This window comes from Ensifer sp. ENS06 (genome assembly GCF_014852205.1).
In the GTDB taxonomy this organism is placed as follows: Bacteria; Pseudomonadota; Alphaproteobacteria; order Rhizobiales; family Rhizobiaceae; genus Ensifer; species Ensifer adhaerens.
In genome coordinates this window covers 40,974-55,294 of record NZ_JACVBC010000021.1, presented here as the reverse complement: position 1 = coordinate 55,294, position 14,321 = coordinate 40,974, and the positions used below count along the sequence as shown (strand labels likewise).

Here is a 14,321-nt window from a genome sequence, read left to right as displayed (position 1 = left end):
CGGACGTTCCGACCCCCCGCCGACGACGGCGAAAGTCTCGGGAGGTGTATGTACCGGTTCTCGATTTTGGGAGAGATCGTAACTGCAGCCGTAAACGCGGGCTTTAAGATTGCAAGGCTCGACGAGCATCCCGATTGGAAAGACCCGACTATTCCCGGCTCCTTACAATGCTGGCCGAAACGTGAGCCCATGCCATGACAGGTTTGGGCCGAGCCTGGTCTTCCAACGCGTTCAAAGTATGCCGAGCTTTTGATCTGGATTACCGGAAATCTCGGGCCTTAGGGAATGGGCTCGGCATGGTATGGGCCCCGGGATAAATTCCGTTATGCCTAACTCGGCATAAGGGTATGAACATATCTTGCGGCACGGCGGCTTCGGCGCATCGCGCGGGTCTGGTCGGCGTCCATGGGCGATCCCATCACCTCGTCACGTCCTCGAGTCCGCGGCTGCTGACAAGAAGGTTCCGCGTCCTGGCGAATGTCGTTCGATGGACAGGAGCGCTAACCCCAAGGCGACGGCGCTGAGCAGATGCCAAATGAATTCCCACACTCCAAGATCCGCAGAGCGGTTGACCTTGCCCCGCGTAGGGGTTCCGTGGAATCGCGGCTCTCTCCCGATCCAAGGCGACACCTGCAGTCCCTATTTGACGGTCGACCGCAAGCAATAAAACAAAAAGAGCCCGGGCAAAGCCCAGGCTCCCTCTCATGGCTGCCAAAAGCTCACTCGCAGTTCTCCGCAGCACGAGAGTCTCGTGCACGACCTACTAACCTCCCGGCATCGCGCAGCACGCATCTAACGACCGCCCGGTTGCTCCTCTCGCACAGCACGAACACAACCCGACATTAACGCTCGCATGGCGTCGATGTCATCGGATATAGGCCTGTCATCGGCATACGTAGGTACCCTTTCCCGTATCTGCCGCCAAACCGCCGTTGTCGCCGTCGCGGAATGCATTAGTCTCGATTGAAGGTCGTAGGCTTGCGCGGCCGAAAGCAACTCGATAGCCAAGATTTCCTCGACATTCCGAAGAATGGTTAGGAGTTTAAGAGAGGCGGGCGTGGCGTGGGTCAGGATATCTTCCTGCAGGGCAGCTGTGATGCCGCCATCCAACGAGGCCGGTGCCGCCAAGCGGCGATTATCAGCGGCAAGCGAAGCTGCTGTGCATTGAACCACCTGGAATCCCGTGCATGTGCCGCTGTCCGCCGTAAGGAAGGCCGGCAAACCACTGACAAGGGGATTAACTAGACGGTCAATGCGGCGCTCCGAAACGGCCCCAAGCAAGGAAGCGGCAACCGCCAGATTGTCCATTGCAAGCGCAATTGCGGCGCCAACGGCATGCGCTTGTGAATGGACAGCGGGAGCTGCGGCGGTGCCGCTCACGGCCGGATTGTCCGTTACACTAGCTAGCTCCCGGTCGACCACGTCAGCCACGTGCGAAAAATTGTCGCGCACGGCTCCATGGATTTGCGGGACAGCTCTCAGGCTGAGCGGATCCTGTGTCCGGCGGCCTGCTATTTTGGCAAGCAACGGACTTCCGGCGAGCAACGACCGCAGTGTCCCCCCAACCTCCAGGAGTCCTGTCGACTGACGCATAGAAAGCGTTTCATCGTCAAATGTGCCCGCCTGGTTTCCGAGATTTTCATAGCTCATCGCCGCTGCCACATCGCCCCAATCAGCGAGACGCGCCATTCGAGCTAATCCAACACAGGCCAAACCAGTCGCGCAGGCCGTGCCATTGACGAGACTCAACCCCTCCTTCGCCTGCAAGACTAGCGGCTCATGTCCAATGAGAGCAAGAGCCTCCGCACCACCGACCTTTTCGCCTCCAAGAAGGGCGTGTCCACATCCAATCATGACGAGTGCGATGCAGGCTGCGTGAGCCAGATAGCCGACGGACCCCCTGGAACGCACAACAGGAATACAATCGTGCTTAAGCATGGCGCATAGAAGCTCGACTACCTCAACCCGCACCCCTGATCGACCGTGCGCATAGGTGTTCACCATCGCCGCCATGATTGATCTGGTCTCGACCCGACCGAGTGGGTCACCTACCCCGCATGCATGGCTCATGACAATGTTGCGCGACAGTTTCTGCTGCTGAGTTCGATCAATGATGACGTCGCATAGTGCGCCTACGCCAGTGTTGATGCCATATCCTCGGATGTTCTTCTCGACTATGGCCTCGACCAGGGTTCTTGCGTTGGCGATCCGGTCCCGCGCCGCATCGGATAATGTAAGTCCTGCACCCTCGGAGACCGCTGCGATATCGCGCCATGAAAGCGGTTGATCGATAATAATGGTTGTCATGCGTGTATTTGCCTCCCCTTGACGAAGCGCGCTACGTAATCGTCCGCCGGATGCGACAGGATGTGATCTGGTGTTCCGCACTGAACAACCTGTCCGTCCTTGAGTATCGAAATTTCTGATCCGATTTTTAGAGCCTCGTCGAGATCATGCGTGATGAAGACAATTGTCTTGGAGAGGTTCTTTTGCAGATCCAGCAGTTGGTCCTGCATATCGGACCGGATGAGCGGGTCGAGCGCGCTGAAGGCTTCGTCCATCAGAATGACATCGGTGTCAGCAGCCAGTGCACGTGCCAAACCAACTCGTTGCTTCATCCCGCCGGACAATGAAAATGGATAACGATCTTCGTAGCCAGAGAGGCCGACGACGTCGATCCATTTTTTGCCGATGGCGCGCGCCTGCTCGTGTTCCGTACCGCGGATCTTCTGGCCGTACATAACATTCTGCAGCACCGTGCGATGCGGGAACAATCCGAAACTCTGAAAGACCATGCTGATGCGGCTTGTACGGAAGGAACGCAGCTCCTGCGGATTCAAGCTCACGATGTTTTGGCCGTCGAACAACAGTTCGCCGCTAGTTGGCTCGATCAAGCGGTTCAGATGCCGAACGAGTGTCGATTTACCCGACCCTGACAGCCCCATGATCACGAAGATCTGGCCCGCACCGATGGACATGTTCACGTCGTTCAGACCTACGGAGCACCTGGTCTCAGCTAGAATCTCCACTTTGCTGCGACCGTCGCGCAGCATCGCCATTGCGGTTGGAACTTTTGCGCCGAAAACTTTGTAGACGTTGCGGATCTCGATGTTAGCCACGTTGTGCCTCTTCCTTTTTCGAGCGGCCGAAGCCCTGCGTGATGCGGTCCAAAACAATGGCGAGGATCACGATGCCAATGCCGGCTTCCATTCCTTTTCCGACGTTCAGCGTTTGAATTCCGTTGAGCACCTGCTCTCCGAGACCACGAGCGCCGATCATCGACGCAACCACGACCATCGACAGCGCCATCATGATTGTCTGATTGAGACCGGCCATGATGGTCGGCACCGCCAGTGGCAGTTCGACGCCGAACAGGATCTGTCGTGGGCTACCGCCGAAAGCGGTCGCAGCCTCAAGAACCTCGCTGTCCACCTGCCGGATACCGAGGTCGGTCAAGCGGATTAGTGGAGGTACGGCGTAGATGATCGTTGCCAAAATCGCCGGAACCTTGCCGAGTCCGAAGAGCATCATGGCCGGGATGAGGTACACAAAGCTCGGCATTGTCTGCATGACGTCGAGCAGCGGCAGCACAACGGATCGAGCCCATCGGCTTTTCGCGACCAGTATGCCGACTGGCAGCCCAATCACGACCGATATGAATGTGGCCGTCAACATCAGTGCAAGGGTCTGCATAGTCAGATCCCAAAGCCCCAGGATACCACTGACCATGAGGAGGCCGCCGATCGTGGCCGCCAAACTGACACGCTTCGTGCTTTGCCACGCCAATGCGACAAAGACGACCAGGAGCACCCACCAGGGCAAACCACGCAGCACCCATTCAATGAACAGTACGACCTGAAGGATGCCGTTCGAAACAGCTTTGAAAAAGCCGCCGTAGTTTGACACGAGGATCTGCACGAAACCGTTGACGGGGCCGGCGATCGAGACATGAAGACTTTCGGGAAACATGGAATTACCTTTCGTGTTGGGCTCCGTCACAGTCTGCGACGGGAGCCCACTCGAAACTGACGTTGGCTACTTGAGGCTCTCTTCGATTTTCGCCTTGGCGTCAGGCGAAACCCAATTGCTCCAGATGTCGCCCTTGGTCTTGAGGAAGTGAGCGGCTGCCGTGGCACCGTCCGATTGATTGTCCGCCATGTAAGCCAGAGTCTCATTGACCTGGCTCAGGGGTATCGTTGCCTTTGACAGGATTTCGATAAGCTCCGGAGCGGCCTTCGCGAACTCGGTGCTGACGCCGTAGGCGACGTCGACCGCCGGGAAAGCGCAGGCCTTATCGTGCTTGCCGTTGCCGCTGCTCAGGTCTTTCCAGCAATCATCGCTGTAGGCAGGCTCCTCCAGCTTGACCAGTTTGTATTTCCCCATCACCGCGGTCGGGGACCAATAATAGAAAAGAATAGGTTCGCCTTGCGCGTATGCCGAGGCAATTGCCGCGTCCAGCGCCGTGCCGGTCCCAGGGCGGAAATTGATGTAAGCCTGATCGAGACCGTATGCTTTCAGCTTCACAGTGGTCAAACCCTCACATGACCATCCCGACGGGCAATTGAGGAACCGCCCCTTCGTGGGCTCTTCCGGATCGGCGAAAAGCTCGATGATCCTTGTCTCAGAGAGTTGAGAAACGCTCTTCAGGTCCGGCGCGGAAGCCTCGATGCCGCGCTCCTTGTCTCCGTGGACGACATAGTCGGGAACGAACCAGCCTTCCGAAGCACCAACAAAGGGCCTGCCTGCGTTGACCACCTTCCCCGCCGCAAGGGCTTCAGTCCACGTGTCACTCCTGCCCAGCCACTGCTCGGCAAACACCTGGATATCGTTGGTTACTGTGCCGTGCTCAAGAACCACGGATGTGCCGGGCACGGACTCGACGTTGCATCCGTATCCCTTGGCGAAGATTATCTTCATCACCTCGGTAACGAACGAGCCGCTTTCCCAATCGAGACCGGCAAATTTAACTGTATTGCCCGCCTCGCAATAGGACGCAGCATGTGCAGCGCTGCTGATCGCCAAGGCGCCGACTACGACGGAAGTTCGCAAAAGCCTCATCTCATTTCCCTTTCTGGAGTTGTTGTTGCAGTCATGTCGCTGCCTGCTGAAGGCAGAGTCAGCTTGTTGAGTCCGAGCCAAACGACGCGGTCCCTGTTGCTCTGAAGATGTTTTGGAGTTCGCGGGATTAGCTGAAGACGTCAGCCCGCGCCTGCTGGCCGGACAAAGGCGCCGAATCCTGGGGGAACCAAGACATCGGTTCCGTCGAAGACGCAGGTACCGCGCACGAAGGTCGCTATCGGCCGGAACGGCAGCTCCAAGCCCTGATAGGGACTCCAGTTTACATAGTTGTGGCCGCTCGCCCCCGGCTCGTAAATGCTAGGGGCGTGCGCCATTACGGTTATATCTGCGTCACGCCCGAGTTCGATCGCACCTTTCCGGTGACCTATACGGAATAGACGAGAAGGATTGGTTGCTAGCAGTCGAGCGGCCCAGGTGACTGGAAGACCGCGCTCCGTCAGCCCCTTCATGAGAAGGCTGTAGAGCACTTCAAGACCCGGCGCTCCCGAAGCATTTTTCAGCATGTCCGGATCGGACTTGCGGTCCTCGGACCAACTAACGTGATCGGTCGAGACAACCGTGATGTTCCCAGCGGCCAGATGGTGCCAAAGCGCTTCCACTTCCTTGCGGGGGCGAATTGGAGGATTGATTTTTCCCTTGCCCACGAGCCGCCGTACATCGTTCTCCTCATCGAGGGTCAGATAGTGGATGCAAGCTTCCACCGTCGCATCATGGCCCTGTTGTCGGTAGCCGTTGCACAGCTCATAGCCGCGGCCAACCGAGCAATGCACGACATGTGTGGAGCACCCGCTCTGTGCGCCCAATTCATACACTTCGGCCATGGCAAGGGTTTCGGTCACGGGAGGACGCGAAAGTCCGTGAGCACGATAGTCACGTATCCCGGACATCTCGACTTCGGCGATCGCCGCTCGCACCATCTCGTCATTTTCGTTGTGGATGCCGGCAATCAACCCGTGACGAGCGATTTGCTCGAAGCAGGCGTAGAGTGTCTGCGGCGCTATTCGTGGAAACCGCTTGGAGTCGGTGTTGAATGTCGAAAACTTGAAGCCACAAGCACCCGCCTCCACCATTCCGTCTATCTCCTTCGGACCATCCTCCGGAGCAATGGTGCCGTAGAGCGCGAAGTCAACGCGAGCTTGTTCGCCCGCCTCGAGCGCCTTCCGCTTGATCCGGTCACCTGTGCACACGAGGAACCCGGCATCGTAAGGCATGTCGACGACAGTCGTCACGCCTCCAGCCGCTGCGGAACGGGTCGACCAGACAAAGTCCTCCTGCCCGGCTTGCGAGCGGGAATGGACCTGCGAATCGATGGCACCTGGCATCACATATGCGCCACCGAAATCATGACGTTCGCGCGCCGCGGGCGGGGTGCCGCTGCCGACGCGCTCCACGGTGCCATCGCGGACGGCAATAAATCCGTCCTCGATGACACGATCGGCAAGGACAACGCGTCCTGTGACAACAAGATCGAAATCGCTCATGGTTGGTTTGTACCTTTTACTTGATCTGAAACGATTGCTGGCGGGGCGAGCACTTCGACTGCCGGAGGCAGCCCGTCGAAGCGTACGACCTCGACCAGTGCGGAGTTGCATGTCGGGCCCTGCCCTATTGGCGAAGTGCCGCGGTCTGGCGTCAGGACATTTGGATTTCCGTGACGCTCCAGCGATCCTGGAACACCCGGGTTCTCAGGGTCGAACCAAGATCCGGTCGGTAGTTGGACGACCCCGCGAAGCATCGTATCGACGAGCTTTGCACCGGCTAGGCACGCGCCGCGGCCGTTGAACACCTTGACGACGTCGCCCTCCCCGATCCCGCGTGCTTCGGCGTCGTGGCGGCTCATCAGCAGGCGGGTTCTGCCTGCGACCTTTGCAGCCCGGCTCACCACGCCTTGATCATATTGGCTATGAAGCTTGTCCGCCGGTTGAGGCGAGAGAAGGTGTAACGGAAACTCTCGCGCTAGCGGACTGCCCAGCCATTCACGCGGTTCTCGCCAAACGGCATGACCAGGGATGCCCTCGTAACGGAAACCGGCGATGGTCTCGCTGAACAATTCGATGCGTCCTGACGGCGTCCGCAGTGGCCGTCCGGCCGGGTCAGCGCGAAAATCGGACAGCAGGTCGTGCGAAACGACCGTGCGTTCGACTTCGACGCTTCCAAGCCGCCAGAAGGTTTCGAAGTCGGGCATGGCGGAGCCATGGAACGCGGCCCGCGAGCGCGCGTCGTCGTAGAGGGTTTTCACCCAGTCAGAGGCGGACCGGCCTTCGGTAAAGGCGTCCTGGACACCAAGCCGTGCAGCCAAATCAGCAAATATCGCGAAGTCATCGCGTGCGTCCCCGACGGGGTCCATCACCCGTTTCATCGCCACCACGAAGTTCTCGCGGTTTGAAAAGGCCAGGTCGTCCCGCTCCAGCGGCGTCGTCACCGGCAGAACAATGTCGGCATGGCGCGCGGTTGCCGTCCAGTAGGGCTCGTTCACGATGATGGTTTCAGGACGTTGCCAAGCGTGTACGAGACGGTTGAGGTCTTGGTGATGATGGAACGGATTGCCTCCAGCCCACCAGATCATCCGAATATCCGGATAGACTAGACGGCGGCCGTTGAAATCACAGGCGCCGCCGGGATTGAGCAGCATATCCGCAATGCGTGCCACCGGAATGAAGTCGGAAACCGGGTTCTTCCCTTTTGCGACCGACGGCCATTTGAAAGGTAGTTCAGCGCGCCCTGCTCCGTTGGTGGAGGAATATCCGAAGCCGAAGCCTCCCCCAGGAAGTCCGATCTGGCCAAGCATCGCTGCGAGCGTCACCGCCATCCAGTAGGGCTGCTCGCCGTGATCCGCCCGCTGGATCGCCCAGTTGACCATGATCATTGTTCGCGTCGCCGCCATCGCACGCGCCAGTTCACGGATAGTCAGCGCGCTGAGGCCGGAGATTCCCGCCGCCCATTCCGGCGTCTTGGCCACACCATCGCATCCACCGAGGACGTAGGCTTGAACCTGTTCGAAGCCGACAGTGTAGCGATCGAGAAACGTCCTGTCGCAAACCTCCTCGGACAGAAGCACATGCGCCATGGCCAGCATCACAGCCGTATCCGTACCGGGTATCAGCGCATGCCATTCGAAATCGATACCGTCCGGTCCGTCATCCTTCACGGGTGAAAGACTGATGAAACGCACGCCGTGCGAGTTTGCCTTTCGCATGGCTTGCAAAACTTCGTGCTTGCCGACACCGCCACCCTGCACCTGCGCATTGCGCCGAGGCATGCCCCCGAAGGAAACGACGAGACCACCTTGTCCGGCTATTCCATCCCACGTGGACTGGTGACTGGTCAGTCCCTCCATGCTGCCGATGATATGCGGAAGGATCACTTCGGCGGCAGCGTAGGAATACGCGTTCACCGAGGAGGTGTAACCACCGACGGCATTGAGGAACCGGTGGAGCTGGCCCTGTGCGTGGTGGAACCGACCCGCGCTCGCCCAGCCATACGAACCGCCGAAGATGGCCGAGCTACCGTTCTGGGTCCGCACCCGGCTCACCTCGGCTGCCACGATATCGAGAGCTTCGTCCCAATCGACTTCAACGAACGGTCCAGCACCACGCAAACCGGACGAAGCCGTTCCCACCCGTTCGAGCCACGCTCTCCGGAAAGCAGGTCGAGCGACGCGCAGCACCCCGTCCACCGACCCCACAAGTGAACTGCCGATCGGCGATGGGTCGGGGTCGCCCGCCCAAGGCTCGACACGGGTCAGGCGGCCGTCCTCGACAGTCACACCATAGGTGCCCCAGTGCAGGGTGGTCAGAACAGGCTTAGGAGCGCTGCTGCTCATCATCAGATCCGATCGAGCTGTTCCGGAATGCCGATACCAGCAGTCCGCGCCTTCTCGCGCGCTGTCTCGTACCCGGCGCTCGCATGGCGCAGGACCCCTATCCCGGTGTCGTTGTCCATAACACGGGCCAGGCGGGCGGCGGCGTCCTGCGTGCCGGTGGCGATCGTCGTCACGCCGGCCGACTGCGCCCAGTTGCCCATTCCGTGTACGGCCACCAGATCGGCGCCCGAGGCGCAGTTGAGCAGCGCATTGAGGATGGGCCAGTCGGAGATCGCGTCCGATCCATCGGCCATGTTCTCTGTCTCCCGGTGCGGCAGTGTCGCCGAGCCGGAGTCGAGATGGTCCCGCGTGAAGGCAATCGGTCCCTTCAGCTGCCCTTTCGCCACCAGTTCGTTCACTGCGAGCGCCAGAATGCGGCGCTCTCCGAGCCCGAGCCAACCGATGCGTGCCGGCAGTCCCGTAAATTGCACATGGTCGCGCGCCGTGCGGATCCAGCTCGAAATCCTGTGGTCCGAGGGGAACATGTCCAGGATGAGATCGTCGATCATATGGATGTCGCCAGGCTCTCCCGATGCGGCTATCCAGCGGAACGGCCCAATGCCTTCGCAGAAGAGCGGCCGGATGTAGGCCTCGATGAACGAGCCAAAGCCGAACGCCGTCTTGAGACCAGCCTGGCTCGCATACTTGCGCAGGTTGTTGCCGTATTCGAAGACGACCGCGCCGCGCTCCTTGAGCGTCAGCATCGCTGAAACATGCGCAATCAGTGTCTCATTCGCCCGCGCCTTGAGCGTGTCCGGATCGGCCTTACGCAGGGCTGCGGCTTCTTCTACGCTCATGCCGCCAGGGACATACCCGGCGACCGGGTCAGCGATCGTCTGGTCGGTCACGATGTCGGGCGTGATATCCTTCTCAACGAGTTGGACGAGCACGTCGGCAATGTTGCCAACGAGACCGACCGAGATGCCCACGCCCGACGCGCGCGCTTCGGTGCACCAGGCAAGCGCTTCCTCAAGGTCATGGGTCAGGCGCTGGCAATACCCGGTGTCGATGCGCCGACGAACCCGCTTCTCGTCGACTTCGACTACCAGCGTGGCCGCGCCCGCGAGCTGGCCTGCAAGCGGCTGCGCGCCACTCATGCCGCCGCATCCGCCGGTCACGATCAAACGGCCCGATAACGTCCCGCCAAAGTGCATGCGCGCCGCGGTCATGAAGGTTTCGTATGTGCCTTGCAGAATTCCCTGGCTGCCGATGTACTGCCATGCGGCGGCCGTCATCCCGGGCATGATCGTCAGCCCCTTGCGCTCCAGCGCGCGATAGTCGTCGTCTCCGGCCCAGCCGCCGACAACGTTCCCGTTGGCCATAAGCACCAAGGGCGTCGTGCCCTGGGAGGGAAACAGTCCGACCGGGCGGCCGGATTGCATCACAAGCGTCTGGTCTTCCTCAAGACGCTTCAGCGCCGCGACCGCCTGTTCAAAGCTCTCCCAATCACGAGCAGCCTTTGCCCAGGACATGTAGACGACGAGATCCGCCGGGTTCTCGGCGTTTTCGAGGTTGTTTTCGAGAAGGCGCAGGATCGCCTCCTGCCGCCAGCCCTTGCAGCGAAGCTGCGTACCCCTCTGGGCGGTAAAGCGGTTTTCAGTCATTGGAATTTCCTCGCAGGCTTCAGGGATTACGCGTCAGCCACGGCCGGCGCATCGAAGGATTTGTCACGGTCGACGCGCAGCAGTGCCTCAAGCAGAACTGCCGTCCCGTCGGCGCATTGTTGCTTTTCCGTCCATTCCTCGGGGCAATGGCTTTTGCCGTCACGGCTGGGTACGAAGACCATCGCCATCGGCGCGATCAGGGAGAGGAACGCCGCGTCATGACCGGCGCCGCTCGCCATCAGGACCGCAGTGAGCCGAAGCTCTTGTGCGGATGCCGCGAGATGATCGCGTAGTCTCGTGTCGCAAAGTGCTGGCCGGGAGGATGAGAGCAACGTGAATTCCGAACGCCGGACACGAAGCCACGACGCGACGACTTCGCTGGTCTTGTCGATAACCTCGACGAATTCGTCGAGTATGGCCGCATCTTCGGCTCGAACCTCGACGACCATAGTGACGCGTCCGGGAACGACGTTGGCGGCATTCGGCTCCACATCGAGGCAGCCTGTGGTCGCAATGACGTAGCCTCGTCCCCGCGTTGAAAGCTCCTCGCCCACCGAGCGAACAGTCGTGACCATATGGGCTGCAGCCACGAGAGCATCTTCGCGCAGGTCGAATGGCGTGGCCCCCGCATGATCCGCCGCCCCTGCGAAGACGATGCGCAACCGAACTATGCCCACGATACCGGTAACCAGACCTACATCCGTTCCACCGCTTTCCAGCACGCGCCCCTGTTCGATATGGAGTTCTAGGAAGGCGGCGATGTCAGTCCGCACCGCTTCCGCTAGCTCGTCCCGTTTACCGCCGACTCTGGCGATGGCCTGGCCGAGACTCTCCCCGTCCGAACGCTTCAGCGCCAGCAGATCATTCGTCAGATGACCGCTCATCGCGCGGCTTCCAACACAGGAAAGCCCGTACTCGCTCGGTTCCTCGGCGAGAAAATCGATAACCTCGATAGGGTGCCGGGTGACGATCCCTCTTTCGGTCAGGGTCCGCACGACCTCCAGTCCGGCGAGGACACCAAGTATCCCGTCAAAACGTCCGCCTGACGGCACGGTATCGGAATGCGAGCCAAGCACGATCGGCGACAGGCCTGCGACACTGCCCTCGCGTCGCGCGATCAGGTTCGCGGCATTGTCGCAACGTACGCTCATGCCCGCCTCTTCGAAGCGACCCTCCAGCCAGCGCCGTCCATCCAGAAACAACGGCGAAAAGGAGCGCCGTGTGTGCGGGCGACCAGGCTCCGTAATTTCAGCTAGTGCCATAAGATCATCCCAGAGCCGGTCCGGGTTGATCACTGCGTTACTGGCCTCTCGTACATGACTGTTCATCGCGGCTCCTCCGGCACGAGGTGCTCGAAGCGAGGCAAGCCCTCGAACCGCGACAACCAAGCGCGTAAGGACGGCATGCCGCCGAGATCGTATCCACCCTCCGGTGCGAGGCGGATGTACGGGTAGAGTGCGAAATCCGCGACCGTCAACTGATCGCCGGCGATCCAGTCGTGTTGCGAAAGGGACTGCTCTACAGGTGCGAAGGCAGTGCTGGCGATTCCCTTGTAGTGAGCAATTACGTCAGCCTGCTTTTCAGCCTGCCCGGTCATGGCAAAAAAACGGGGATACGCCAGGAAGCGGGAAAGATCGCCTTGGTCGTAGAACAACCAGGAAACGACCGCAGCACGTTGCGTCGGAGCTACCGGCAGCAAAGCAGTGTTTTCCGAGAAGTACAAAAGGATTGCACCGGACTCGGAGATATGGTTGCCGTCGGGCAAGCCAACCACGGGTATCCGTTTGAAGGGGTTCCGCGCAGCGAAGTCGGGCGTCTTATGCGGAGCCTCGGCTAGGTTCATAGTCACCCGCTCGAAGGGAATGCCCAAATGGCGCAGCAGTAGGCGGACTTTCCAGGCGTTGCCTGAAAGCTTGCTGTCATAGAGCTTGATCATTACGCGGCATCTCTGATGTAGGAGAAGAGTGCGACGCCGAGTGCTTCCTCGACTTCGATGAAAACCACTGGGTCGATGGCGCCTTTTCCGAGCGGAAATCGCTTGTGGTGCGCGGTGACGATCGCAACGGATGACCCAATGGGCAACTGAGCGATAGCGATCGGATCGCCCGTCTGCGGATCGAGCGAACCCATCATGTCCGGGAAGGTCGCTGCCCGCCGCCCGTTGAGGTCTGCGGTCATGAATTCGTTGTAGACGCCAAGCACGACTTCACGCGTTCCGTCCGACACGACGATCCGTCCGACGTCAAAGCCGTTGCCATACGCAACGCTGTTTTCCGTGACGGTACCGGAGACCAGGACCTCACCGCCCATGAAGTTGGCGGCGGCGGCGATGCGGTCGGCGCCGGGCGTGGCGTCGAGCATCGCCCGGCCGAGGTCGATCTGGAAGCTGATCGCACCGAGCGCGCCGTTTTCCGCAACGAAGCCAACATCGTACGGGCCGCGGGCCGCCGCCACGAGACCGCCGCTGATAATTGCGGCATGCCGCATCACTTGTGAGGTCTTGACCAGGTTGCCTTCGGCGACGACGGAGATTTTGGAGCCGGTCTCGGCAAAGCCTGCCTGCGCGACTTGGACGATAGACGACGTCGGCTGCGACGCCAGGCCCATACCGCCCATTTTGACGGTCGGATGACCGCGCCCGTTGGCGGCGGCGTCGACATATGGAATGTCCAACGCTGCGGCCACGAGCCAGCCGTTGAAGCCCGGGACATGGCCGCAAATCACCCCGACCGGCTTTCTGTTGAGCTTATCGATAAGCGCACGTGCCGCATCGACGTGATCGCGTAGAACGAGTTCCGGCTTGGCAAAGCCGGGCGCGCCGACCGAGGTGGACACCAGCAGGTACCCATAGGAAGGCAGTTCGTCGACGGACACGAATTCCACATCGCCATAGCCCAGGGCGACTTCCGCGGCCACATCGTGGCGCTCAAGCGACCTCGTCATGCCGCTGCCTCCCGCGGAGAGCAGCAGGCCGCCGATCATTGCGGCCGCGATATCGTCGTTCGTCAGTTTTCTTTTCATGTCCTGCCTTCTTCGTTTCAGGTCTCTAGTCGGCCGCTCGCGCTTTGCTTCGATGCGCCAAGGTTGGCCGACATCTCGCCGGCTTCGGCGACCAGCCATTCGCCGGTGCGCTCGATGAACATGTCGCCGACGCGATAGGTCGGCGCCGTGACGCTGATTGCAGCGATCGCCTGGCCGTCCGCGCCGTACACGGGAGCTGCGATCGCCGTGACGTCGGGCTCAAGCGTCGTGCTCACATGCGCGTAGCCGCGCTCGTTGACTGCGCCGCGGATCGCCGCACCGATTGCCGTGCCCTTGATCGGGACAGAGCGGCCGATCCAGTTGTCGTGGCGCACCGTATGCTGGCTACGAACCTGCCGGATGTAGAGCATCTTCCCGTCGCCCGTCGGGATAGCAAAGTTCGCGGATTCACCAGTCAGCTTCGCAAGGCGCTCCAGGTGTTCTTCGGATGTATCGAAGAGTTCTACGCCATGCAGTGCGATCACTCCGATGCGCAGCAGTCGCCCACCTGGCATGTATCGTCCATCGGCGAGGCGGCGTACGAACTGCGAAGCTTCCAGCGTTCCCATCAACCGAGAAACCGTGCTCAACGGCAAGTCTACGGCTCGCGCGGCTTCCGTGAGGGTCATCGTCTTCTGTTCGGCGCTGAAGCATCCGAGCAGATCGAAAGCCCGATCGACCGCACGCACGGTTGCGCGATCCTGGCCGCCTTTTTCGTTCTCGCCGCCGTTTGCAGATTTCTGATCGTTCATTTG

The 14,321-nt window shown here is 60.4% G+C and carries 11 protein-coding genes; all 11 read right to left on the bottom strand.

Annotation, left to right across the window (positions count from 1 at the left end):
* Positions 1-792: 792 nt before the first annotated feature.
* A complete protein-coding gene (gene hutH, locus IB279_RS34865; protein WP_192340945.1) occupies positions 793-2,307 on the bottom strand; it encodes a histidine ammonia-lyase in 1,515 nt (504 codons plus the stop codon).
* Positions 2,304-3,119 carry a glycine betaine/L-proline ABC transporter ATP-binding protein gene (locus IB279_RS34860; protein ID WP_192340942.1) on the bottom strand — a complete coding sequence of 272 codons (816 nt, stop codon included), beginning with the start codon at positions 3,117-3,119 and terminating at the stop codon, positions 2,304-2,306. The genes hutH and IB279_RS34860 overlap by 4 nt, the downstream gene beginning before the upstream one ends.
* Positions 3,112-3,969, bottom strand: a complete 858-nt coding sequence (locus IB279_RS34855) for a proline/glycine betaine ABC transporter permease (protein ID WP_192340940.1) — start codon at positions 3,967-3,969, stop codon at positions 3,112-3,114. The genes IB279_RS34860 and IB279_RS34855 overlap by 8 nt, the downstream gene beginning before the upstream one ends.
* Positions 3,970-4,035: 66 nt before the next feature.
* Positions 4,036-5,058, bottom strand: a complete 1,023-nt coding sequence (locus IB279_RS34850) for an ABC transporter substrate-binding protein (protein ID WP_192340938.1) — start codon at positions 5,056-5,058, stop codon at positions 4,036-4,038.
* Positions 5,059-5,198: 140 nt separating this feature from the next.
* On the bottom strand, positions 5,199-6,560 hold the full coding sequence (locus tag IB279_RS34845; protein ID WP_192340936.1) for a dihydroorotase family protein: 1,362 nt from the start codon (positions 6,558-6,560) through the stop codon (positions 5,199-5,201).
* Positions 6,557-8,902: a molybdopterin guanine dinucleotide-containing S/N-oxide reductase gene (locus IB279_RS34840; protein ID WP_192340934.1), complete on the bottom strand. Its 2,346-nt coding sequence runs from the start codon at positions 8,900-8,902 to the stop codon at positions 6,557-6,559. Before IB279_RS34840 ends, IB279_RS34845 begins: the two co-directional genes overlap by 4 nt.
* A gap of 2 nt (positions 8,903-8,904) precedes the next feature.
* Positions 8,905-10,545, bottom strand: coding sequence for a urocanate hydratase (locus tag IB279_RS34835; RefSeq protein WP_192340932.1), 1,641 nt, complete (start codon positions 10,543-10,545; stop codon positions 8,905-8,907).
* 26 nt (positions 10,546-10,571) lie between these two features.
* Positions 10,572-11,873: a Zn-dependent hydrolase gene (locus IB279_RS34830; RefSeq protein WP_192340930.1), complete on the bottom strand. Its 1,302-nt coding sequence runs from the start codon at positions 11,871-11,873 to the stop codon at positions 10,572-10,574.
* Entirely contained in the window at positions 11,870-12,481 is a 612-nt protein-coding gene (locus tag IB279_RS34825) for a glutathione S-transferase family protein (protein ID WP_192340927.1), read from the bottom strand. The genes IB279_RS34830 and IB279_RS34825 overlap by 4 nt, the downstream gene beginning before the upstream one ends.
* Positions 12,481-13,566: a DUF917 family protein gene (locus IB279_RS34820; RefSeq protein ID WP_256439316.1), complete on the bottom strand. Its 1,086-nt coding sequence runs from the start codon at positions 13,564-13,566 to the stop codon at positions 12,481-12,483. The genes IB279_RS34825 and IB279_RS34820 overlap by 1 nt, the downstream gene beginning before the upstream one ends.
* A 17-nt stretch (positions 13,567-13,583) precedes the next feature.
* Complete coding sequence (locus tag IB279_RS34815) at positions 13,584-14,318, bottom strand: IclR family transcriptional regulator (RefSeq protein WP_192340923.1); 735 nt, start codon at positions 14,316-14,318, stop codon at positions 13,584-13,586.
* Positions 14,319-14,321 lie beyond the last annotated feature (3 nt).

Coding starts and splice junctions, on each gene's coding strand:
- IB279_RS34820 (WP_256439316.1), bottom strand. CDS start 13,566: ATGAAAAGAAAACTGACGAACGACGATATCGCGGCCGCAATGATCGGC.
- IB279_RS34815 (WP_192340923.1), bottom strand. CDS start 14,318: ATGAACGATCAGAAATCTGCAAACGGCGGCGAGAACGAAAAAGGCGGC.
- IB279_RS34840 (WP_192340934.1), bottom strand. CDS start 8,902: ATGAGCAGCAGCGCTCCTAAGCCTGTTCTGACCACCCTGCACTGGGGC.
- hutH (WP_192340945.1), bottom strand. CDS start 2,307: ATGACAACCATTATTATCGATCAACCGCTTTCATGGCGCGATATCGCA.
- IB279_RS34830 (WP_192340930.1), bottom strand. CDS start 11,873: ATGAACAGTCATGTACGAGAGGCCAGTAACGCAGTGATCAACCCGGAC.
- IB279_RS34855 (WP_192340940.1), bottom strand. CDS start 3,969: ATGTTTCCCGAAAGTCTTCATGTCTCGATCGCCGGCCCCGTCAACGGT.
- IB279_RS34850 (WP_192340938.1), bottom strand. CDS start 5,058: ATGAGGCTTTTGCGAACTTCCGTCGTAGTCGGCGCCTTGGCGATCAGC.
- IB279_RS34825 (WP_192340927.1), bottom strand. CDS start 12,481: ATGATCAAGCTCTATGACAGCAAGCTTTCAGGCAACGCCTGGAAAGTC.
- IB279_RS34835 (WP_192340932.1), bottom strand. CDS start 10,545: ATGACTGAAAACCGCTTTACCGCCCAGAGGGGTACGCAGCTTCGCTGC.
- IB279_RS34845 (WP_192340936.1), bottom strand. CDS start 6,560: ATGAGCGATTTCGATCTTGTTGTCACAGGACGCGTTGTCCTTGCCGAT.